We start from the raw sequence: 21,658 nt of genomic DNA on the forward strand, positions 1-21,658 counted from the left end.
CCCCGCCCACCCCCATGCGCGAGAGAGCAATCCAGTCACCGCCCGACGCACGGGGCGAACTGGATTGCTCTCTCACCACCGGGGGGTGAGCTGGATTGCACTCTCACCACACGGCGGCGAGCCCGGGGGGTGGGCTGGATTGCACTCTCACCACACGGCGGCGAACCGGGGGGTGGGCTGGATTGCACTCTCGCCACCCCGGGGGCGAGCCCGGGGGGTGGGCTGGATTGCACTCTCACCACAGGGGGCTGGATTGCACTCTCACCACGGGGGGTTGATTGCACTCTCGCCCCCTGGGGGTCAGTTGAAGAGGTTCTTGCCGCAGTGCGGCCACTGGCCGGCACCCGAGCGGTTGTAGAGCATCTTCGCGCGGGCAGTCTGCTCGTCGGCCGACGCCTGCGACGGGAGGCCGGCACCGCCGACCGCCTGCCACGTGGCGACGGAGAACTGGTAGAGGCCGTGGTACTTGCCGGTCGACGACACCGCGTTCACGCGGCCGCCGGACTCGCACCTCGCCAGCGCGGCCCAGTTGAGCGAGTCGGCGCTGCCGCCCGCGGCGATCGGGCCGGCGGCGGCCGCACCGGCGGACGACGCCGCACGCGGTGCCGGGGCGGGCGCGACGGGCCGCGGCTTCGTGCCGACCTTCACGACCTGCTCGACGGGCGCCTGCGTGACGCCGTCGCTGACGAGCTCGCGGGACTCCTCGACGCCGTCGACCGTGGTGACGCTCTCGACGACGGTGCGCACGCCGGGGACCCCGGCCTGCACGACGACCTTCTGACCGACGTAGCGGCTCGCGTCGTCCTCGGTGCGGGACGTGAACGGCACCTCGGACGTCGTCGCGACGTCCTGCACCAGCACGCGCTGCACCACGACCTGCACGACGCCGGCGGGGCCGCGCTGCACGTGCACGCGGTCCAGCGGCTGCAGCGCGACGCCCAGGTCGCCGAGCACCTCGCCGACCGTGGCGTCCACCTCGGGGACGTCGAGGACGGTCCCGTCGACGAGCACCTCGGCGCGCCCGGTCAGCGCGAGCTCCAGCGGGAGCTCGGCGCGCTCGGCGGAGCGCGACGCGACCAGCGCGACGTTCCCGGCGCGGTCGGCGAGCGTGTCGAGCGCCTCGTCGGCGCTGAGCGCGGTGGTCCACACGACCTGGCGCTTGCCGTCGATGATCACGACCAGCGCGGTCGCGTGGCGCACGACGATCTCCGCACCGTCGACCAGCGGGCCGCTGTGGGACACGGTGTCGCGGTCCCCGACCTCGACACCGTGGTCGGACAGCAGGCCGTCGACGGACCCGGCGAACGTCGAGACGTTGCTGATCTCGCCGTCGACGTCCAGTGCGACGGTCTTGTGGGCCTGGGCGACGGCGGTCCCGCCGGCGGCGACGACGAGCGCGGTGGCACCCGCCGCGATCAGCGGCCAGCGGCGACGCCGCGCGCGTGCCGCGCCAGCCGTCTCCGGTCCGTGATCGGTGTCGGGGGCCGTGTCGGCGGCTGCCGTCGTCGGGGTCGGACCGTTGAAGGGGGTCGAGAACTGCACGAGGCTCCAGCCGTCGTCGATCCCGGGCACGGGGAGCGGCGGCGCTCCGCGGCGACAAGCACCGGGCACGCCCACCACGGAGGGATTCCCCGATCCGGCGGTGCGGTGGCCGCAGGACGGCCGACCGTGCGTCGCGTGGGCGGCCCGGGAGTCTCACCCGTCCGCGCAATAGCGACACGCGACCGTAACGGGATTGTGATCCGAGATCCAAACCCGGAGCGTGTGACGAAGATCACACCGGATTCGGCGAGTCGTCGGCGACTCGCCGAGGATCGCGTCGCGCTGCGACGAACCGGGAGGTCAGTACCAGTTCTTGGCCTGCGAGTGCGCCCACGCGCCGCAGGGGTTGCCGTACCGGCCGGCGATGTAGTTCAGCCCCCAGGTGATCTGAGTCGCGGGGTTCGTCCGCCAGTCGTCGGCGACCGACGCCATCTTGGAGCCGGGCAGCGACTGGGGGATGCCGTACGCCCCCGAGGACCGGTTCTCGGCGTTCCAGCGCCAGCCGCTCTCCTTGTTCCACAGCGACAGCAGGCAGGCGAACTGGTCGTCGCCCCAGCCGCGGGCGGCGGCCATCTCCTTGCCCATCGCCTGCGCCGTGCCCGGCTCGACCGCGACCGACGCGGGGTCCGGCAGCTCCGCCGTGCCGACGCGCGTCACCTGAGCCACCGGCGGGACCGTCACGACGGACGCCAGCACCGTGCGGCCGACGACGACGCCGCCCACCACGTCGAGGGAGTACGTCGTCGTCCTCTGCCCCGCCCGGCCGGTCGACTTCACGACCCGGTTGCCCTTGACCAGGGTCGGGTCCTCGATCTCCTGCACCTCGAACGGCACGGCCTCGGTGACGGTCTCGCCCGACGTGGCAGCACGCGTGACCAGCACGACGAGACCGTCCACGGCCGCAGCGTCCAAGGGCACCGAGACCTGGTCGGCCTCCTCGAGCACGAGGCCGATCTCACGCAGCGCGTCCCGCACGGTCGAGCCGCTCGTGACGCCGTCGATGACCTGCCCGTCGACCACGAGGTGCACGGTCTTCTGCGTCGAGACGCGCAGCACGTCGCGTCCGACGGTGGCCGAGCGCGACGCGGACAGCCGCACGCCGTCGCGCAGCCCGAGCTCCTCGACGGCCTCGCCGACGGTCAGCGCCGTCGTCCAGACCGTGCGCTGCTGCCCGTCGACCTCGAGGTCGATCTCGCGACCGTGCCGCACGACGACCTGGCCCGTGCGCGCGACCGTCTGGTCCAGACCCGGCGCGACCAGGTCGCCGTCGGCCACGTCGATGCGCCCGGCCGCCAGGACGTCGGCGACCGTGCGGCCGAACGTCTGCACCTGCACCTCGGTGCCGTCGACGTCGACGGTCACGTCCTTGTGCATGGCCGCGAAGGCACTGGTGCCGCCCACGACGAGCGCGAGCACGACCGACTGCGCGGCGGTGCGTGCGGCCCGGTCGCGTGCGCGTGCTGCGCGGCGGCCCGGCTCCTGCTCGGAGACGGTCACGGTGTCCTTCGGGTCGGCGGGAGGGACGCTGCCCTGAAGTTCTCATCGGCAGCCCTCGACGCACGCTTGACCGTGCGACCGACTGCTGCCGGGACAGACCGTAACCGACTCGTGACCCTCCCGACCAGCGGTGGTTGCGCACCGGGCGCCCTCACCACGGGCCGTACACAGCCTCGGAGACCTCGCTGACCTGGACGCACACGTCCGCGAGCGGCCTCCCGGTCGCCTCGGCGACAGCGCGCAAGGTCCCCGGCAGGAGGTACGGCGCGTTGGGCCGTCCGCGATGCGGGTGGACCGTGAGGTACGGCGCGTCGGTCTCGACGAGCACCAGCGACGCCGGCAGCACGCGCAGCGCCGCCCGCAGCTCCTCGTTGGCCGGGAACGAGACGGGCCCGGCGAACGAGCAGTACCAGCCCTCGTCGGCGCACACGCGCGCCAGCGCGACCCCGCCCGAGAAGCAGTGGAACACGGTCCGCTCGGGCGCACCGTCACGGCGCAGCACGTCGACGACCTCGTCGTGCGCGTCGCGGTCATGGATCTGCAGCGCCAGACCCAGTTCCCTGGCGAGCGCGACGTGCGCCCGGAACGCCTCGCGCTGCACCTGCCGGCCCCGCTCCCCCGCGCGGAAGTGGTCGAGCCCGGTCTCGCCGATCGCCCGCACGCGCGGGTTGGCGCGCGCGACGGCCGCGAAGGCGGCGAGCGCCTCGTCCAGCGGCACGTCGTGGCGCGCTTGGGGGTCCGGCTCGAGCCCGTCGGGAGCGACCTCGCGGACGCCCGCGTGCAGGACCGCCTCGTTGGGGTGGATCGCGACCGCACCCAGCAGGGCCGGGTGGGCGCGCACCGCCGCGTCCGTCCACGCGACGGCGTCGAGGTCGCAGCCGACCTGCACCATGCGGGTGACCCCCACCTCCGCCGCGCGCGTCAGGTGCGCGGCGAGGTCCGGGCTGGTGGCGGACGACGCCGTCGGGTCTGCCGGGTCCCAGCCGTCCGCCCGCCACCCGACGACCGAGTCGAGGTGCGTGTGGTTGTCCACGACGGGCGACGGCAGGGGCTCGGGCGGCGGGGGCCAGCCCGTCTCACGACGCTTGCGGGCCACGGCTCAGGACTGCCGGAGCCGCTCGAGCTCCTCCTCGACGATCGCGTCGTCGAGCTTGGTGAAGACCGGCGTCGGCTTGTCGACCTTCGTCCCCGGCACGACCGCCTTCGGCTGCCACGTCCCGCGGACGGCCGTGTAGTCGCCCGTGATGACGGGGTAGTGCCGGCTGTCGTCGTCGAGGTCGGTGACCTCGTCGATGCGCGGCTGCGGCGAGAATGTCCCCGTGCCGCCCAGCGCCTCGTGGACCTGCTGCGCGGAGTGCGGCAGGAACGGGGCGAGCAGCGTGTTGAGGTCGCTGACGGCCTGCGTCGTGGTGTGCAGGACGGTCGCCAGGCGGTCCGGGTCCGTCTTGAGCTTCCACGGCTCGGTCTCCGAGACGTACCGGTTGGCCTCCGTCACCACGCGCATGGCCTCCTGCAGCGCCTGCCGCTGGCGGTGCGCGCCGACGAGCTCCCCGACGCGGCCGAAGGCGGTGGTGACCTCGGCGACCAGCGCCTCGTCCACGGGCTCGCGACGACCCGGCGTCGGGATCTCGCCGAAGTTCTTGTGCACCATGCTGGCCGTCCGGTTGACCAGGTTGCCCCAGCCCGCGACGAGCTCGTCGTTGGTCCGGCGCTTGAACTCCGCCCACGTGAAGTCGACGTCCTGCATCTCCGGGCCGGCCACCGAGATGTAGTACCGCAGCGCGTCGGGCTGGTACCGCGCCAGCATGTCGCGCACGAGGATCACGCGGCCGCGCGACGTCGAGAACTGCTTGCCCTCGACGTTGAGGAACTCGCTGGACACGACCTCCGTCGGCAGGTTGAGCGAGCCGTACGCGCCGGGCGCCCCGCCGCGCGAGCCCTTGCCGTCGTAGCCGAGCAGCTCCGCCGGCCAGATCTGGGAGTGGAACGTGATGTTGTCCTTGCCCATGAAGTAGTACGACAGGGCCTCGGGGTCGTTCCACCACTGCCGCCACGCGTCGGGGTCGCCGCTGCGCCGCGCCCACTCGATCGACGCCGACAGGTAGCCGATGACCGCGTCGAACCACACGTACAGGCGCTTGGTCGGGTTCTGCTCCCAGCCGTCGAGCGGCACGGGGATGCCCCAGTCGATGTCGCGCGTCATCGCGCGCGGGCGCACGTCGTCGAGCAGGTTCAGCGAGAACTTCAGGACGTTGGGGCGCCAGCCGGTGCGCGTGCGCAGCCAGTCGCCGAGCGCGTCGACGAACGCGGGCAGGTCGAGGAAGAAGTGCTCGGACTCGACGAACTTCGGCGTCTCGCCGTTGATCTTGCTCTTCGGGTTGATCAGCTCGATCGCGTCGAGCTGGTTGCCGCAGTTGTCGCACTGGTCGCCGCGCGCGCCGTCGTACCCGCAGATGGGGCACGTGCCCTCGATGTAGCGGTCCGGCAGCGTGCGGCCCGTCGACGGGCTGACCGCGCCCTTGGTGGTCCGCTCGATCATGTACCCGTTCTTGTGCACCGTGCGGAACATCTCCTGCACCACGGCGTAGTGGTTGCGCGTGGTGGTGCGGGTGAACAGGTCGTACGACAGCCCGAGGGCCGTGAGGTCCTCGACGATGACGCGGTTGTAGCGGTCCGCGAGCTCCTGGGCGCTGACGCCCTCCTTGTCGGCCTGCACGAGGATGGGCGTGCCGTGCTCGTCGGTGCCCGAGACCATCAGCACGTCGTGCCCCGCCATGCGCATGTACCGGCTGAAGACGTCCGAGGGAATGCCGAAGCCGGCGACGTGACCGATGTGGCGGGGGCCGTTCGCGTAGGGCCAGGCGACGGCCGACAGGATGCGGGACATGCCTCGATCCTAGGTGGGACGCCCCTCGTCCTCGTCCCCGATTCCGCGCTGCGGCCCCGACTCGGCCGGGGGCTCGGGCTCGTCGGCGTCCTCGCGCCACCGCCGGCGGCCCAGGTCGACGAAGCGCGAGGTCCCCTCCGAGACGTCCCAGGAGCGCTCGTGCGCCTCCTCCTCGTCGAGCCGCAACGCCTCCTCCCCCGCGATCGCCTCGGCCTCGACCGACGTGCCGTCCTCCGCCGCCTCGGCCAGCGTGGGCGGCAGCCGACGCTCGGCGCGCACGTCCTCGTCGGGTGCGGCGTCGACGTCGTCCGTCTCGTCGGGCGTGCGGATGCGCAGCGGCTGGGTGTCGTTCGGGTCGTAGGGGCGCTCACGCGTCGGCCACACCACCACCGGCTCCGACCAGCGCTCGGGCAGCGCCCGGGCGGACCCCGCGACGACCTGCGGCTCGTCCGCGGCCCGCTCGACCGTGCCGGCCTGCATCTCGGGTGCGTCGGCGAGCGCGACGGCACCGCCGGCCCGCGACGCGCGCGACGGCGGCACCGTCGGGGGCGGACCGTCGGGCCGGCGCCTGCGGCCGCGTCGGGACCCGCGCGGCGGACCGCCGTCGTCCTCGCCGTCGGACGGCGGCTCCGTCGCGGGCGTGAAGATCAGCGCGCACAGGTCCCGGTACGTCGCGTCGGGTCGCGCCACCCAGCCGATCTGCCGCAGCGCCTGGTCCTGGCCGGCGGACTCCAGGAGGAACTGCCCGTAGCCGAGCATCTGCCCCAGGACGGACCGCGAGTAGCGCATGTCCGTGACCTTCATCAGCGGCATCATGCCGACCTGGTGGGTGATCAGCCCGGTCAGCAGCAGCATCCGCTTGTCGGTCGCGACGAACCACTCGACGCGCCACAGCAGCAGGTACCACCCGAACCGCGCGAGCGCGGCGAGCCACAGCCACCACACCACGAGCGCACCGTCACCCACCGCCGGCTGCAGCACGTACGTCAGCCAGCCGCACACCGCGAACACGCCGGACGCCACGAGGGCCGGCTCGAGCAGCTTGGCCCAGTGCCGGCGGGTCGCCAGGACGACGCGCTCCCCCGGCAGCACGTACCGGCGCAGCAGCCGGTGCGACATGACGATGCGTGTCGCGTGGTCCGTCGTCATGTCGTCACCTCCCGCCCTCGCGCCGCGACGGCCCTACGGCACGGTCCGTCAGTCCGCCAGGTTGCTGAAGAACCGCGCGAACCCCGAGAACGCGCCGTAGATGAAGTCCCAGATGTTCTCGACCACCTCGGCCGCACGGTCGGGGTTCGTCACCACGGCGTACAGCAGGAAGATCACGACGATCCACATGAGGATGCTCTTCGCCCTCGCCGGCATGGTCGGCTCCCGTCGTGTGCTCGTCGTCGCGTGGTCGTGCTGCTGATCACCGCCGCCGTCGTCGTCCGGCCGGTCCACCGACGGGCGCGAGCGCGACCGTCGGACGGCGCACACAGTACCGACCAGGACGATCCGCCCGAACCGCACACGCCGGGCGCGTCGCGACTCTCAGTCGTCTCTCACGGTGACGCGCAGGATGCGGTCGTCACCGGGGACCGGGTCGCCGCGGCCGTCGGTGTTGTTCGTCAGCACCCACAGCGACCCGTCCGGCGCGACCTCGACGGCCCGCAGGCGGCCGTGCTCGCCGGCCAGCAGGGCCTGCGGCGTGCCGACCCCGGCGGCGTCGGCGGCCGGGTCGTCGAGCGTCGCGGGGGCGACGGGCCGCAGGGGCACCCGCCACAGCGTGCGGCCGCGCAGGCCCGCGAGGTAGACGCCCTCGTCGGTCACGGCCAGGCCGGAGGGCGACGCGTCGGACGTCGCCCACACGGCGACGGGGTCGACGAACCCCTGCCCCGCGCCACCCTGCCCCTCGACCTCGGGCCACCCGTGGTCGGCGCCCGCGTGCAGCACGTTGAGCTCGTCCCACGTGTCCTGCCCGAACTCCGCCGCGAACGCGCGCCCGTCGGGCGCCCAGCCGATGCCCTGCACGTTGCGGTGCCCACGCGTCCACACCGGCGACGACGGGTCCGGGTTACCGGGGGCCGGGGCCCCGTCGGCCGTGACGCGCAGCACCTTGCCCCCGAGGCTGCCCGGGTCCGGCGCCAGGCTCGTCGTGTACGTGTCCCCCGTCGTGACGTACAGGTGCCCGTCCGGCCCGAAGGCCAGACGCCCGCCGTTGTGGTTCGTCCCGCGCGGGACGCCCTCGAGCAGGACGCGCGTCGGGCCGAGCGTCGCGCCGTCGAGCGTCGCGCGCAGGACACGGTTGTCCTGGCGCGAGGTGAGGTACACGACGACGTCGACCGGCCCGGACGGTCCGGCGCCCGGGACGACCGCCACGCCCAGCAGCCCGCCCTCGCCGCGCGCCACGGTCGCGGCCGCGATCTCCTCGGCGCCGGGTCCCGTCACGTCGGTCAGCGACCCGTCGGCCCCGACGACCACGAGGCCGGCCGCGTCGCGCAGGCTCACCAGCGCACGACCGTCGGGAAGGAACGCGAGGCCCCACGGGGCGTCCAGGCCGGTGGCCACGTCCTGCACGGACGCGACCGTCACGGTCGGGACGTCCCGCACCGCCGAGGCATCGGCCGGTGTCGGGGACCCGGGCGTCGGTGCCGCGGGCGTCGGCGCCGACGTCGTCGCCGGCCCCGCGGGGGGCGGGACGTCCGTCGAGCACCCGGCGGCCAGGGCGAGGGCGACGAGGCCGTGCGCGAGCGCGACCGGTCCCGGCACGGCGCTGCGTCGCGCACCGTCGCGAGGACGTCCGGCTGCCATGACCCCACTGTGCCGTGCGTCGGCCCGTCCCGCAGCCGCGCTCACGACGCTGCGCAGGAGTGCGGCGCGCTCAGGGGGTGCGCGACGCCAGCGCCGCCGCGTACAGGTCGCGCTTCGGCACCCCGGTCGCCTCGGCCACCTCCCCGACGACGGTCTTGAGCCGTTCGCCCCCGTCGACGCGGGCGAGGACCTCCGGCACCAGGTCGGCGACGTCACGCGGGCCGTCGGCGGGCGCGCCGCCGACGACGAGCACGACCTCGCCGCGCACCTCCCCCGCGTGCGCCCACGCGGCGAGGTCCGCCAGCGGCCCCCGGCGCACCTCCTCGTACGTCTTGGTCAGCTCGCGCGCGACCGCGGCCGGGCGGTCCGCACCGAACGCCGCGACCAGCGCGTCGAGCGCCTCGGCGACGCGGTGCGGCGCCTCGAACAGCACGATGGTCCTGCGCTCGGACGCCAGGGCAGCCAGCGCCCGCGCGCGGTCCCCGGGCCGGCGCGGCAGGAAGCCCTCGAAGCAGAACCGGTCCGTCGGCAGGCCCGACAGCGCGAGCGCCGCCAGGACCGCGCTCGGTCCCGGCGCCACCGTGACCGGCAGTCCGGCGGCGACCGCCGCCTGGACGACCCGGAACCCGGGGTCCGACACCGTCGGCATCCCGGCGTCCGTGACGACGAGGACCGTGCCGCCCTGCGCCACGACGTCGAGCAGCTCGTCGGAGCGCCCCGACTCGTTGTGCTCGTGGTGGCTGACGACGCGCCCCGTGATGGTGACGCCCAGCCGGGCGGCCAGCGCGCGCGTGCGCCGGGTGTCCTCCGCGGCCACGACGTCCGCCTCCGCCAGCAGCCGACGCAGGCGCGCCGAGGCGTCCTCGGCGTCCCCGATCGGCGTGGCCGCCAGCACGAGCGCCCCCTCGCCGACCCGCAGCGAGCGCGCGGCCGGCACCGGACCGGCCGCCGGCGTCGCGGAGTCCGTCGCGTCGGACGGTGCCGCGGCGGGGCCCACCTCGGGCAGTGCGTCGGGCAGTGCGTCCGGCAGCGGGTCGGCGGCGGGCTCGACAGGGGGCGACGGGGTCACCGCACCAGCCTGCCACCACGGCACCGTGCCACCTGCGCGGGACGCCCGCGGCGGGCCGCGGCGGGCTGCGTCGGACCGCCGCACGACCGTCCGCCGGTGCGCCCGGAACGCCCCGGTCCACCTACCCCTACGATGGGCCGGTGCCGACCGACGGAGACGACACCGAGCGTCAGCCCACCGGGCAGGGAACCCCCCCGCACGCGGGCGCGGACACGCTCCCCTCGCCCACCCCCGACAGGCCGGACCAGGGCGGTGACGACCCCACCGCCACGGACGCCGACCGGGGCGCACCGCAGCCCGCCGAGGACCCGGAGCCGCACGGGCAGCGGCTCCTGCGCCGCCTGCTCGGCGCCGGCACCCTGGCGCTCGACGCGACCCCTCGCGCGCGCCTGCACGGGTGGCTCTGGGCGCTCGGCGTCACGGCGCTCGCCGGGTTCCTGCGGCTGTGGAACCTGGAGCGCCCCCACAAGCTGGTCTTCGACGAGACGTACTACGTCAAGGACGCGTACTCGCTGCTGATGCGCGGCTACGAGGCGTCCTGGGGCGAGGAGCCGAACGCCCGCTTCGAGGCGGGCGACACGAGCATGCTCGGCACCGACCCCGCCTACGTCGTCCACCCGCCCGTCGGCAAGTGGATGATCGCGCTCGGGATCCGCCTCGGCGGCGGCGTCGAGAGCTCGGCCGCGTGGCGCCTCGCGGCCGCCGTGTGCGGGACGCTCGCCGTCCTGATGATCGCGCGGATCGCACGGCGGCTGTTCGCGTCGACCGCGCTCGGCACCACCGCGGGCCTCTTCCTCGCGCTCGACGGCCAGGCGATCGTCCACTCGCGGGTCAGCCTGCTCGACCCGTTCCTCATGTTCTTCGCGCTCGCCGCGTTCGGGTGCCTGATCCTCGACAGGGAGCAGGCCCGACGGCGCCTGGCCGCCCGGGCCGGCGCCCTCCTCGACGCGGGCGGTCCCCTGCGGTGGGGCCCGGGTCTGGGGTTCCGCTGGTGGCGGCTGGCCGCGGGCGTGCTGCTGGGCCTGGCGATCGGGACCAAGTGGTCCGGCCTGTACTTCCTCGCCGTGTTCGGTCTGCTCACGGTGCTGTGGGACGCGACCGCACGGCGCACTGCCGGCGTACGCCCGTGGGTGCGGGCCACGCTCGTCAAGGACGCGGTGGTCGCGTTCCTCGTCATGGTCCCGACGGCCGCCCTGACGTACCTCGCGTCGTGGGCGGGCTGGTTCGCGACGGACAACGGGTGGGACCGGCACTGGGCGGAGAACAACCCCGGCCAGGGCGTGCAGTGGCTGCCGCCGGCGCTGCGCTCCCTGTGGTCCTACCACCAGGGAATGTGGCGCTTCCACAGCGACCTGGACACGCCGCACAGCTATGCGGCGGGCCCGCTCGGCTGGATCGTGCAGTGGCGGCCGACGTCCTACCACTACCCGCAGGAGGTCTCGGGCCTCACGGGTGACGCCGCACAGCAGGCGTGCGGCGCCGCCTCGTGCTCGCAGGCGATCGTCGCCGTCGGCAACCCGCTCATCTGGTGGGCCGGCACCGCGGCCATCCTCGTGGCGCTGTTCTGGCTGGTGCGCTACCGCGACTGGCGGGCCGGTGCGGCGCTGTCCGGCATCGTGGCCGGGTGGCTGCCGTGGTTCGTCTACTCGGAGCGCACGATCTTCACCTTCTACACGATCGCCTTCGTGCCGTGGGTGGTGCTGACGCTCGTGTACGTCCTCGGGCTGCTCGTCGGGCCACCGGTCGGTGACGACGGCACCGCCCGTGACCGCAGGGCCCGGCGCTGGACGATCATCGCGGTCGGCGTGTTCGTGGCGCTCGTGGTGGCCGTCGGGCTGTTCTTCTACCCCGTGTGGGCGGCGTTCGTCATCCCGTACGACCAGTGGCACCTGCGGATGTGGCTGCCGACCTGGATCTGACACCGGGCCGGCCGGGCGTCCGCCTCAGCCGTCCCAGCGTCCCTGCGGGGTGCGGTGCCACGCGAGGCCGATGCGGTCCCAGTGCCGGCCGTGGTGGCGCAGCCGTTCGGTGAAGCCGTCGAAGTCCCGGTGCCCCGGGTCGCTCCACGCGACCTCCGCGACGGCCGCGAGCCGCGGCAGGAGCATGGTCGTCAGGTCGTCGAGGGTGCGCAACGTCTCTGTCCACAGGGCGGCCTCCACCCCCACGACGGCCTCGGGCGGCAGGCCCGCGACCAGCGACGCGGGCTCCCACTCGTACGCGTCGCGCAGCTCGACCGTCCCCGCCCACTCCTGCCCCAGCCCGACGCCCGGCTCGTACCGCATGTCGAGGTACGCCTTCGGCGCCGGCGACAGCAGGACCCGCGCACCGGCGCGCGCCGCGGCGACCAGCGGCGTGGGGTCCACCCGCGTGTCCCAGTACTGCACGACGGTCTCGGCCGGCAGGTCCGGTACCGACGCGACCTCCTGCCACGCGACGACGCGCTTGCCGTGCGCCGTGACGGCGGCCGCGGCGGCCCGCACGAGCCGCACGTACTCGTCGTGACCCATCGCCAGGACCTCGTCGCCGCCGATGTGCAGGTGCGTGCCGGGGGTCATCTCGGCGAGGTCGCCGAAGACGTCGGCGAGGAACGCGTGCGTCGCCGCCAGGTCGTCGTGCAGGCGGGAGAAGCCCACGTCGATCCCGAGGTACTCGTCCGCGGGCTGCCCGTCGGGGTTCAGCTCGCCGTACGCGTGCAGCGCGGCGTTGACGTGCCCGGGGACGTCGATCTCCGGGACCACGCGGATCGCCCGGGCGCGGGCGTACGCGAGGATCTCGTCCCAGTCGGCGACCGAGTAGTACCCGCCCGGGTCGCCTCCCACCGCGTGCGCACTGGCACGGCGCACCAGCTCGGGCCGTGACGGCAGCTCCAGGCGCCACGCCTGGTCGTCGGTCAGGTGCAGGTGCAGCACGTTGAGCTTGTAGTGGCCCATCAGCCCGATGACGACCTTGAGGTCCGCCACGCTGACGAAGTGGCGCGCCACGTCGAGCGACAGGCCACGCCACGGGTAGCGCGGCGCGTCCTCGATGCGCACGGCGGTCACCTCGATGCCACCGTCGGGACGTTCGCGCAGCAGCTGGCGCAGCGTGACGACCGCGTGCACCAGGCCGTCCGTGGTCCGGGCCTCGAGCCGGACACGACCGGTGCCCACGACCACCCGGTACGCCTCCGGGCCGGGGGGCAGGTCGCCGACGAGCCGCATCCGCACCACACCGGCCGTGTCCGGCTCGGCACGACGGACCTCGACGGCGCGCCCGCTCACGCGTCCGAGCAGGTCGGCGGTCAGCACCGCCAACGGCAGCAGGTCGGCGTCGGCGTCGACCACGACGACGGTGGAACGGGTGATGACGAAGGGCGCCTGCGCCGACGGCTGGACGACGAGCGGTGCGGGCACGATCCCGTGGACGGCGGACACGGAGCTCCTCACGACGGGGCGGACCAACTGGAGCGAACCTACCCGGCGGGAACGGTCCCCGGGCGACGCATCACCGGACGTCGGGCCGTTGCCCCTGGCAGGCCGCCCCCGCTCTCGACAGGCGCAAGTGCCCGGAGTGCCCTAGTTTCCTTCCGACCGGTCATCGGTCCTGACCTCTGAGGAGTGGACATGGGTATCGGCGGTATCATCAGCGCCATCGTCGTCGGCGCGATCATCGGCGCGCTCGGCCGGCTGTTCGTGCGCGGTCGCCAGAAGATCTCGATCATCGCGACGATCGTCATCGGGATCGTGGCGGCGCTCATCGGTACGTGGATCGCCTCGCTCGCCGGCTGGGACGAGACGTCGGGGCCCGACGTGCTCGAGGTCGTCATCCAGATCGCGCTCGCGGCGCTGTTCGTCGCCCTCTATGCGGGCTGGGCGGGCAAGCGCCGCTGACACCAGCTCCCAGGGCCGGCACCGCGGCGCACTCCGCCGGGTGCCGGCCCTCGGCGTGTCCGCTCAGACGCGGGCGCCCCGGGCCTCGAGCGTCGCACCGTCCGGCACCGCTCCCCCGTCGCCGCCGAGCTCGGCGTCGCCGACCACGCGCACGCCCTGCCCGAACGTCCAGCCGCCCCGGACCGTGAGCGACGTCGCCCCGCGCAGCGACGGCACGTGCGGCACGTGGGCGTCGAAGTCCCCGACGAGCGCGTAGTGCGTCGGGTCCAGGTCGACGAACGGCGCGTCGACCACGGCGACGAGCCGGTGGGCGTCGTCCTCCTCGTACACGTCGGAGCGCAGCACCAGCAGGTCGTTGGTCGTCTTGACGGGCAGGAACCGTTCCCGTCCCACCTCGAGGACCGCGGCACCGTCGAACACCTCGATCGCCGCGCCCATCGCGGACTCGATCTGCACGACCCTGGGCGACGTCCGGTCGGTCGGGTCGACGTTCTTCTCGTTGCGGATCAGCGGCAGGTCCAGCACGCCGCCGGTCCGGGCCAGCTCCGCGGCGAGGGCCTCGAGGTCCAGCCACAGGTTGTTGGTGTTGAAGTAGCGGTGCGTCGCGATGTCGGCGGCGGCCGGCGCGTCCTCGGGCGCGGTCTGGGCGGACTCCCGCAGGACGATCCGGCCGTCGGCGCGGCGCACGACCAGGTGGCCGCCCTTGCGGTCGGCCGGCGTGCGCAGCGCCACCTCGGCGGCGAACGGTGCGCCCGAGGCCGCGAACCACCCGGCGACACGCGCGTCCGGCGTCGCCCCGAGGTTGTCGGAGTTGGAGACCGACGCGTAGCGGAAGCCCTCTGCCAGCAGCGCGTCGAGGACACCGGACGCGTAGAGGGCGGTGTACAGGTCACCGTGGCCGGGCGGGCACCACTCGAGCGCCGGGTCGGCCTCCCACGTCACGGGTGTCAGCCCGTCCACCAGGAGCTTGGGCACCCGGTTCTGCAGGAAGTCCAGCGGCACGCCGTCGACCGCCAGCTCCGGGTGGGCCGCGAGGGCCGCGAGGGAGTCCTCGCGGGTGCGGAACGAGTTCATGAGGACCAGCGGGAGCCGCGCCCCGGTCGCGGCACGGGCCGCGAGCACCTGGTCGGCGATGACGTCGAGGAACGTGCGTCCCCCGCGCACCGGCAGCAGCGACTTCGCGCGGTCCATGCCCATCGACGTGCCCAGACCACCGTTGAGCTTGACGACCGCCGTGCGGGCCAGGGCGTCGGCGGCTGCAGCGTCGTCGACCTGCAGGTCCTCGAGGCGCGGGACGTCCGTCAGCGGGTCGACGTCCGCCTCCGGGACCAGGCCGGTGCTCCCGGACTCCAGGAGACCGTAGAACCGCGTGAAGACGTCGACGGCCGTGGCGGCGACGTCGGCGTCACGCATCTTCTGCTGGGCGAGCGCGAGTCCGTTCATGCGTCGACTGTAGGAGCGATCACGTCACCCGGGCTGGTGAATCCGGTCACATCGGACACGGCGTGCTCGATGCTCCGCCGAGCAGCCCGGGTGCGACGAGCCGCAGGGATCAGAGAGTCGCGCGGCATCGAGACGTCGATCGCCGTGAGGCGAGCGTTCGGCCGTGGGACGAGAGATCCTCGACCCACGACCGAACGTCCGGTGCCACTACGGCGTGCGACGCAGGATCATGCCTCCGTGGTGCAGGACGCCGTCGACGAAGTCGCCGTCCGCCGTGAATCCCGTGTCATCGACGTAGTCGATGTGGTCACCGGCGATGACGTACCTGCCGGTGTAGGCGCGTTCCCGCGTCCCGCGGGCTTCCACGTATGTGCCGTCGGCCAGGAGCTGGTGACGGACGTGCCCGTCGGACGTCTGCCACATGCCGACGTAGGGACGGGTGGTGGTCTCAGGCATCGTCACTCCCTTCGGATCAGCGGCCGCGGTTGAGGATGTACGGGCCGTGGTGCAGGACACCGTCGACGAACTCGCCGAAGGCCCAGAAGCCGAGATCGTCCAGATAGTCGATGCGGTCACCGTCGATCCAGTAGGCACCCTGAAAGGCGTGCGGCCGGCCCCCGCGGGTCTCGTCGTAGCGCCCGTCAGCCGTCAGCTCCTGGTGCAGGAAGTCGGTCTCGTCGATCCACATCCCCACGTAAGGGCTGGTGGACGGGGACACCTCGCCCACGTGGCTCTTGTCGAGCGGCGCGGGGGCGTTCGCCGTGCGCTCGCCGTTCCAGAGCACCACCTTGCCGTCGATGAAGATGGCGGCGACCGACTCCGGACGACCGATCACGCTGGCGACGGCGCTGGCGCCGTCCCCTGCCAGCTCGGCGTCGACGACCGCGAAGCTTCCCGTGTTTCCCGGCCACAGCGTCCCGACATCCGACGAGCGGTCGCTGTTGAGGCTGAGCGCCGCGCGGACGTCGACCACCATGGGCACGATCACCATGCCCGCGCAGTCGATCACCAAGGCGTTGTCGTCTCCTGCGGCCGTCACGATGCCGGGGCCGGTGCCGACGATGAACCCCTCACCGAGAAGGATGTCGGCGCCCTCCATCACGTCGACGAACGAGTCGAACAGGTGGACTCGCGCTCCGACGAGCAGCAGTGGCTGCGCGTAGTCGGCCTGGTTGTCGACGATCCTGTTCAGCAGCTCGGGCGTGAATGCGTTGTTCATGCTTCCTCCTCGATCTCCTGGGTGGAGATCCTGAGGCCCAGCCTGGTGAGCATCGAGCGGGACAGGCAGACCGTGACGCACCCAGGCAACGCGCACCCTGGCTCCGCCACCCGAGCCGGGTGGCGCTGCCTGGGTGCGGCACGGCCTGTCTCCCTGGCACCGAGCGGGCATGCTGGAGGCATGGTGACCAGTGATCTCGGGCTCTACCTCGCTGCCAGACGTGCAGCCGTCAGCCCTGAGGCGGCAGGGGTCCGCTGGAGCGGCGTGCGTCGTGTCCCCGGGCTCCGGCGCGAAGAAGTCTCCATGCTGGCCGGCGTCAGTGTGGATTACTACACGCGGCTCGAGCAGGGACGCGAGAAGAACCCGTCCACCTCCATACTCAACGCTCTCAGTCGAGCGCTCGATCTGGCACCGGACGCCCGCGATCACCTGTATCGGCTGGCCGGCTCTGCGCCCGCCGCATCCCCGTCACCCGCCGTCGAGCACGTGGATCCGCCGCTGCGCCGCTTGATGGACGCGTGGCCGGACACTCCGGCCCTCGTCCTCAATCGGCGTCTCGACGTCCTCGCGCTGAACCCTCTCGCCTGCGCCCTGTACTCGACGTTCGAGACCACGCACAATCTTGCTCGGATGGTCTTCTCGGACCCCGCAGGCATGACCTTCTTCGACGACTGGGACCGTTCCGCGCAGTCGAGCGTGGCCCATCTTCGGCTGGCGCTCGGGTACGACGCGCACGACGGGGCGACGCTGGCCCTGGTGGAGGAGCTGCGGAGCACGAGTCCGCACTTCGCCGCGCTCTGGGAGAAGAACGATGCGCGCGGCAAGACCCACGAAGCCAAAGCGTTCGTCCACCCGGATGTCGGACGCCTCACGCTGGAGTTCAACGCGTTCGACGTCCGTGGGGCGACCGGGCAGCAGCTGATCGTCTACCGGGCGGAACCGGGGTCCCCGAGCGATCACGCTCTTCGGCTGCTCGCGACGATGGCGGCGACCCGCGTCGCGTCCTTGGACACCGTCATGCCGACTTCGAGCTGATGGCAGAGCAGGGCCCGGGTGAGGCGCCCCGGGCCTGACGGAGGCGGGAGGTCGAGCCCGGGCCCGAGACCCCCGTGATCACGCTCATCGCCGACCACCAACGCAACAGGCCGGACCCTGAGGGTCCGGCCTGTTGCCGATGTCCTGCGACATCACATGGTGGAGCTGAGGGGATTCGAACCCCTGACCTTCTCATTGCGAACGAGACGCGCTACCAACTGCGCCACAGCCCCTTGAAGCGGGGATCACACTAGCACCACCGGCGCCCCGCGACGAAACCCGTGAGCGGGTCCCCGGGACCGTTGCGGTGTCCGCGGCGCTGGTCCGCAGGGAGCGCTGACGGAGCCCGGGCGGACCGCTACTGCCCGGCCGCGCGACGGCGCGCGAGCACCGCGTTGAGGTCGATGCTGCCGGTCGTCGCGGTGGGCGCCTCGACGGCGGTCACGTCCCGCTCGTGCGCGGCGGGGGCGACCTCGTCCGTCGGGGCGTCGGCCGGGCGGCGGACCGTCGACGCCTCGGCGTCGGACTCCTCGAGCGGCGCGGGCGTGCGGCGCGGGGCCGGCGCCTTCATCGCGTACGTGGGCCGGGGGACGCGCACGGGCGACCACTCGCCGTCGCGCTGGGCCTGCGCGACGTCCGGCACGTCGTCGACTGCGGGGCCCTGCGCGGCGGACGAGGGTCGCACCACGGGCACCTGCCCGGTCGCGTGCCGCGGGCGTCCGGTGGACTCGCCCCGGTCCTCCACGATCCGCTCGAAGACCTCCGTGTGGGCGTCCGACGGGCGCACGGCGTGACCCGTGACGAGCGGCACCGGCACACCGGGCTCGGCATCGGCCCGTACCGCGGGCGTCATACCCGTACGCGGCCGGACCACCGGGGTGGCACCGGTCCGCGGGGTCGCCGCGAGGCGCTCCTCCCGCTGGATCGTCGCGACCCACTGCGCGTCGGCGACGTGCCCGGCGAGCACGGCGCGACGCCCCAGCACGACGACCGACGTGAGCAGCACGGTCGGCACCGCGCCCATCGCCCACGTCGCCGCGGGCGCGACGCCCGTCACGACCCAGCCCGCGACGGACGCGACGACGAGGACGGCGGCGAGCAGCCCGCGGCGGCGCGCGGCGGCACCGCGACGGGCAGCGGCGGCCGCCCGGGCGGCGCGGGCCTGCGCCAGGCGGCGCGCGGCCTCGGCGGAGATGCGCTCGGGTGTGGCGTGCGGTCGGTCCACGGTGGTGCCTCCTGTCAGCGTGCCGACGTACGCAGCCGGCACCCCCGTCCCCGGGGTCAGCAGTGCCGTCGTGCTCGGTCCCCACATCCCGGCCGCCGCGGCCCGGCGTCCCAGCCGGCGGCGCGTGCTGCTCGCCACCGCGACGACGCGCAGACCCGCGGAGAACCGGTCGTCGGCCCGTGCCTCCAGCAACCGTTGACGGTGCCGCAGGTGGTGCGGCACCAGATACGCCGCCCACAGGCCGACGAGCGCGAGCGCCACGGGGCCTGCGAGTCCATTCACGTCACGACGGTAGGGGTCGCGGGGGCCACGATGCGGCAACATCGCGGCGTGTCGCGTCGACGTCCCGCGCGCAGTGGTGCCGCCGGGCGGTCGCGGGGACGCGCGTCAGGGGGTGGCACGCCGTCGGCGCCACCGCTCCACGAGCCCCTCGGGGACGTCCTCCACCGTCAGCGCGAACGTCCTGTGGTCGCACCAGCGCCCCTGGATGTGCAGGTACCGCTCGCGCAGACCCTCGTCGCGGAAGCCCAGCTTCTCGACGACGCGCAGCGACGGCGCGTTCTCCGGGCGGATGTTGACCTCGACACGGTGCAGGCCCAGCACGCCGAAGCAGTGGTCCGCCGCCAGCGCGACGGCGGTCGGGGTGATCCCCTGCCCCGCGACGTCCTGCGACACCCAGTACCCGATGGCCGCCGAGCGCAGCGACCCGTACTGGATCGACGACACCGTGAGCTGCCCCACGAGCCGGTCCGCCCGCTGGATCGCGAACGGCAGCGCCGTGCCCTCACGCGCCTGGGCGGACAGCGCCCGCACGAACTGCCCGAAGCTCGGGCGCGGGCCCCGCACCGGCTCAGGGCTCGTCGCGTCCCACGGCTCCAACCAGCTCAGGTTGCGTCCGCGCAGCATCATCCACGCGTCGGCGTCGCGACGACGCAGCGGACGCAGGCGCACGTCACCGTCGACGAGCTCGACCGGCCACCCGACCGCCACCCTCATCCCCTCCGTCCGCGGACGCGGGCGGGCAGTGGGCTGCGCCCCACGTCCTCACCCCTCCAGCACGAGACAGTGCACGACGTCGCCCGGGTGCACCGCAAGATCCCGTTCACCGACGACTGCCAGGGCGTTGGCGTGCGCGAGGGCCGTGGTCGACGGGGCCGACGGGTCACCCACCGGCGTCGCACGGTACCCCTCGTCGGGGGACCCCAGCACGCCGGCGGGCACGAACTGGCGCAACCCGGCCGGCGACTCCCACCCTGCGGTGGCGACCGCTGTGACCGACGGGCGGAACAGCTCGGTGCGCCCGGCCATCGCGCGCAGCGCCGGCCGGACGAACACCTCGAAGGACACCTGTGCGGCGACCGGGTGGCCCTGCAGCGCGAACAGCGGCACCGTCCGCCCGTCCCCGGCCGTCAGGTCCAGGCCCAGCGCGCCGACGGTCCCGAAGCCCTGCCGCGGTCCGGGCGTCATGGCGACGTGGTCGAGGCGCACGGTGCCCAGGGGCGCGAGGACGTCCTTGACCGTGTCGTGCGCCAGCTCCGACAACCCGCCCGTGAGCACGACGAGGTCCGCCCGCACGAGCTGGTCCTCGAGCGTCTCGCGCAGGGCGGCGTGGTCGTCGGGCACCGCACCGACCCGGACCGGGGTGGCCCCCGCGTCGCGCACGGCCGCCTCGAGCGCGTGCCCGTCGACCTCGAAGACCGTCCCCGGCCGGGCGGCGGTCGTCGGCTCGACGAGCTCGTCGCCGACCGACAGCAGCACCACGCGCGGCGTGGGGTGCACGGGCAGGCGGCCGCGGCCCATCGCGGCCGCGAGCGCGATCTGCCGGGCCCCCAGCCGGGTGCCCGCGGTGAGGACGACCCCGCCCGCGCGCACGTCGTCGCCCGCGCGACGCACGTGCTGCCCGACGTGCGCCGCCCGCTGGAACGCGACCCGCGCCTGCCCGCGGTCCGTCTCCTCGACGGGCACGACCGCGTCGGCCCCCAGGGGCAGCGGCGCCCCCGACGCGACCCGGACCGCCGTGCCGGGCACGTGGCGCAGGCCCGCGGCGCTGCCCGCGTGCAGGTCGTGCGCGACCGGGAGCTCCTGCCGGTGCGGGCCGCCCGTCGTGTCGTGCGCGGCGACCGCGTACCCGTCCCTGGCCGCCACGGGGACCGCCGGCACGTCGACCGGGGCGACGACGTCGGCCGCCAGGATGCAGCCCGCCGCGTCGTGCAGCACGACGTCGAGCGGCGGGACCGGGACCGCTGCGGCGAGCACGGCGGCGAGGTGATCCTGGACCGATCTCATCCGCGCATTGTGCCTGCTGCGGGACCCGGACCCCGTGCGCGCCGCGCCCCCGCGAGGCGGCTCTCGCGGCCTCGGCCCTCGCCGCCGCCCCACGGCGGCGCCAACGTTTGTCACACTGGTGCCATGAGCGCCGTCGCCCAGCCCCCTTGGCACGCCCACGCGGAGGCGACGGCCCACCGGTCCCGACCTCGCAACCCCGCCGAGGAGAAGGAGCAGCTGCGACGGCAGGTGCGGGCCCGGCGCGCGCACCGGTCGCCCCGGCGGCGCACGGAGGAGGCGCTCCGGCTCGCCGAGGTGGTGCTCACGATCCCCGAGGTCACGGCCGCGCGCTGCGTCAGCGTCTACGCCTCCCGGCCCACGGAGCCCGGCACCGGTCCGCTCATCGAGGCCCTCGCGGCGCGTGGTGTCCGGCTCCTGCTGCCCGTGCTCGGGACGGGCCTGCAGCGCGACTGGGCGGAGTACGCGGGCGCCGACGACCTGCGCGAGCGTGCCCCCGGGCGCCCGCCCGAGCCGAGCGGCACACCGCTGGGATCGGCCGGGCTCGCCGACGCCGACGTCGTGCTCGTCCCGGCGCTCGCCGTCGACGCGAACGGCGGCCGGCTGGGTCAGGGCGGCGGCTGGTACGACCGGGTGCTGGCCCACGTGCGGCCGGGGGCCCTCGTGATCGCGCTGGTGCACGAGGACGAGGTCGTCGACGCGGTCCCTCGGGAGCCGCACGACGTGCCCGTCACGGGTGTCGCGACCCCCGACGGATGGCGTCGGTTCGAGCCCGCCGCGGCCCCGGACGCCTGAC

Annotated in this window: 19 protein-coding genes and 1 tRNA gene; 4 read left to right on the plus strand and 16 right to left on the minus strand. The window is 74.1% G+C overall.

Annotated elements, in window-relative coordinates; genetic code table 11:
- Positions 1-300: 300 nt before the first annotated feature.
- The 8 genes from IR158_RS14800 to rsmI all read right to left on the minus strand — a co-directional run bounded on the left by IR158_RS14800 (position 301) and on the right by rsmI (position 9,656).
- A complete protein-coding gene (locus tag IR158_RS14800) occupies positions 301-1,572 on the minus strand; it encodes a resuscitation-promoting factor (RefSeq protein WP_291814181.1) in 1,272 nt (423 codons plus the stop codon).
- A gap of 270 nt (positions 1,573-1,842) precedes the next feature.
- A complete protein-coding gene (locus IR158_RS14805) occupies positions 1,843-3,039 on the minus strand; it encodes a ubiquitin-like domain-containing protein (protein ID WP_291814182.1) in 1,197 nt (398 codons plus the stop codon).
- Between the two features lie 151 nt (positions 3,040-3,190).
- Positions 3,191-4,135: a TatD family hydrolase gene (locus IR158_RS14810; protein WP_291814183.1), complete on the minus strand. Its 945-nt coding sequence runs from the start codon at positions 4,133-4,135 to the stop codon at positions 3,191-3,193.
- A gap of 3 nt (positions 4,136-4,138) precedes the next feature.
- Positions 4,139-5,926, minus strand: a complete 1,788-nt coding sequence (gene metG, locus IR158_RS14815) for a methionine--tRNA ligase (protein WP_291814184.1) — start codon at positions 5,924-5,926, stop codon at positions 4,139-4,141.
- 9 nt (positions 5,927-5,935) lie between these two features.
- The gene (locus IR158_RS14820; RefSeq protein WP_291814185.1) at positions 5,936-7,075 is read right to left on the minus strand and encodes a PH domain-containing protein; all 1,140 of its coding nucleotides are present in this window, start codon (positions 7,073-7,075) and stop codon (positions 5,936-5,938) included.
- 48 nt (positions 7,076-7,123) lie between these two features.
- On the minus strand, positions 7,124-7,291 hold the full coding sequence (locus IR158_RS14825; RefSeq protein ID WP_227578283.1) for a hypothetical protein: 168 nt from the start codon (positions 7,289-7,291) through the stop codon (positions 7,124-7,126).
- A 168-nt stretch (positions 7,292-7,459) separates the two neighbouring features.
- Complete coding sequence (locus IR158_RS14830) at positions 7,460-8,719, minus strand: PQQ-dependent sugar dehydrogenase (protein WP_291814186.1); 1,260 nt, start codon at positions 8,717-8,719, stop codon at positions 7,460-7,462.
- A 70-nt stretch (positions 8,720-8,789) separates the two neighbouring features.
- On the minus strand, positions 8,790-9,656 hold the full coding sequence (gene rsmI, locus IR158_RS14835) for a 16S rRNA (cytidine(1402)-2'-O)-methyltransferase (RefSeq protein WP_291814558.1): 867 nt from the start codon (positions 9,654-9,656) through the stop codon (positions 8,790-8,792).
- A 272-nt stretch (positions 9,657-9,928) separates the two neighbouring features.
- On the opposite strand from rsmI, the gene IR158_RS14840 reads away from it, so the two are divergent.
- A complete protein-coding gene (locus tag IR158_RS14840; protein ID WP_291814187.1) occupies positions 9,929-11,707 on the plus strand; it encodes a phospholipid carrier-dependent glycosyltransferase in 1,779 nt (592 codons plus the stop codon).
- A 24-nt stretch (positions 11,708-11,731) separates the two neighbouring features.
- Here IR158_RS14840 and IR158_RS14845 read toward each other — a convergent pair whose 3' ends face one another.
- The gene (locus IR158_RS14845; protein WP_291814188.1) at positions 11,732-13,201 is read right to left on the minus strand and encodes a family 20 glycosylhydrolase; all 1,470 of its coding nucleotides are present in this window, start codon (positions 13,199-13,201) and stop codon (positions 11,732-11,734) included.
- Positions 13,202-13,390: 189 nt separating this feature from the next.
- Here IR158_RS14845 and IR158_RS14850 point away from each other — a divergent pair, with 189 nt between their 5' ends.
- On the plus strand, positions 13,391-13,657 hold the full coding sequence (locus IR158_RS14850) for a GlsB/YeaQ/YmgE family stress response membrane protein (protein ID WP_291814189.1): 267 nt from the start codon (positions 13,391-13,393) through the stop codon (positions 13,655-13,657).
- 63 nt (positions 13,658-13,720) lie between these two features.
- On the opposite strand, the gene IR158_RS14855 is transcribed toward IR158_RS14850, so the two are convergent.
- The 3 genes from IR158_RS14855 to IR158_RS14865 form a co-directional block, all read right to left on the minus strand.
- Entirely contained in the window at positions 13,721-15,100 is a 1,380-nt protein-coding gene (locus tag IR158_RS14855) for a UTP--glucose-1-phosphate uridylyltransferase (protein ID WP_291814190.1), read from the minus strand.
- 207 nt (positions 15,101-15,307) lie between these two features.
- Entirely contained in the window at positions 15,308-15,556 is a 249-nt protein-coding gene (locus IR158_RS14860; RefSeq protein WP_291814191.1) for an Atu4866 domain-containing protein, read from the minus strand.
- Positions 15,557-15,572: 16 nt separating this feature from the next.
- Complete coding sequence (locus tag IR158_RS14865) at positions 15,573-16,319, minus strand: Atu4866 domain-containing protein (protein ID WP_291814192.1); 747 nt, start codon at positions 16,317-16,319, stop codon at positions 15,573-15,575.
- A gap of 180 nt (positions 16,320-16,499) precedes the next feature.
- Here IR158_RS14865 and IR158_RS14870 point away from each other — a divergent pair, with 180 nt between their 5' ends.
- The gene (locus IR158_RS14870; RefSeq protein ID WP_291814193.1) at positions 16,500-17,354 is read left to right on the plus strand and encodes a helix-turn-helix transcriptional regulator; all 855 of its coding nucleotides are present in this window, start codon (positions 16,500-16,502) and stop codon (positions 17,352-17,354) included.
- Positions 17,355-17,511: 157 nt separating this feature from the next.
- On the opposite strand, the gene IR158_RS14875 is transcribed toward IR158_RS14870, so the two are convergent.
- The 4 genes from IR158_RS14875 to glp form a co-directional block, all read right to left on the minus strand.
- A tRNA-Ala gene (locus tag IR158_RS14875) sits at positions 17,512-17,587 on the minus strand.
- Between the two features lie 125 nt (positions 17,588-17,712).
- A complete protein-coding gene (locus IR158_RS14880; RefSeq protein ID WP_291814194.1) occupies positions 17,713-18,861 on the minus strand; it encodes a hypothetical protein in 1,149 nt (382 codons plus the stop codon).
- 105 nt (positions 18,862-18,966) lie between these two features.
- On the minus strand, positions 18,967-19,575 hold the full coding sequence (locus IR158_RS14885; RefSeq protein ID WP_291814195.1) for a GNAT family protein: 609 nt from the start codon (positions 19,573-19,575) through the stop codon (positions 18,967-18,969).
- Between the two features lie 48 nt (positions 19,576-19,623).
- Complete coding sequence (glp, locus tag IR158_RS14890; RefSeq protein ID WP_291814196.1) at positions 19,624-20,865, minus strand: gephyrin-like molybdotransferase Glp; 1,242 nt, start codon at positions 20,863-20,865, stop codon at positions 19,624-19,626.
- Between the two features lie 123 nt (positions 20,866-20,988).
- On the opposite strand from glp, the gene IR158_RS14895 reads away from it, so the two are divergent.
- Positions 20,989-21,657: a 5-formyltetrahydrofolate cyclo-ligase gene (locus tag IR158_RS14895; RefSeq protein WP_291814197.1), complete on the plus strand. Its 669-nt coding sequence runs from the start codon at positions 20,989-20,991 to the stop codon at positions 21,655-21,657.
- Position 21,658: the final 1 nt, after the last annotated feature.

The sequence above is a fragment of the Cellulomonas sp. genome, from assembly GCF_015234515.1.
GTDB lineage: Bacteria > Actinomycetota > Actinomycetes > Actinomycetales > Cellulomonadaceae > Cellulomonas.

Coding starts and splice junctions, on each gene's coding strand:
- metG (WP_291814184.1), bottom strand. CDS start 5,926: ATGTCCCGCATCCTGTCGGCCGTCGCCTGGCCCTACGCGAACGGCCCC.
- IR158_RS14825 (WP_227578283.1), bottom strand. CDS start 7,291: ATGCCGGCGAGGGCGAAGAGCATCCTCATGTGGATCGTCGTGATCTTC.
- IR158_RS14860 (WP_291814191.1), bottom strand. CDS start 15,556: ATGCCTGAGACCACCACCCGTCCCTACGTCGGCATGTGGCAGACGTCC.
- IR158_RS14850 (WP_291814189.1), top strand. CDS start 13,391: ATGGGTATCGGCGGTATCATCAGCGCCATCGTCGTCGGCGCGATCATC.
- IR158_RS14865 (WP_291814192.1), bottom strand. CDS start 16,319: ATGAACAACGCATTCACGCCCGAGCTGCTGAACAGGATCGTCGACAAC.
- glp (WP_291814196.1), bottom strand. CDS start 20,865: ATGAGATCGGTCCAGGATCACCTCGCCGCCGTGCTCGCCGCAGCGGTC.
- IR158_RS14830 (WP_291814186.1), bottom strand. CDS start 8,719: ATGGCAGCCGGACGTCCTCGCGACGGTGCGCGACGCAGCGCCGTGCCG.
- IR158_RS14885 (WP_291814195.1), bottom strand. CDS start 19,575: ATGAGGGTGGCGGTCGGGTGGCCGGTCGAGCTCGTCGACGGTGACGTG.
- IR158_RS14895 (WP_291814197.1), top strand. CDS start 20,989: ATGAGCGCCGTCGCCCAGCCCCCTTGGCACGCCCACGCGGAGGCGACG.
- IR158_RS14820 (WP_291814185.1), bottom strand. CDS start 7,075: ATGACGACGGACCACGCGACACGCATCGTCATGTCGCACCGGCTGCTG.
- IR158_RS14870 (WP_291814193.1), top strand. CDS start 16,500: ATGGTGACCAGTGATCTCGGGCTCTACCTCGCTGCCAGACGTGCAGCC.
- IR158_RS14855 (WP_291814190.1), bottom strand. CDS start 15,100: ATGAACGGACTCGCGCTCGCCCAGCAGAAGATGCGTGACGCCGACGTC.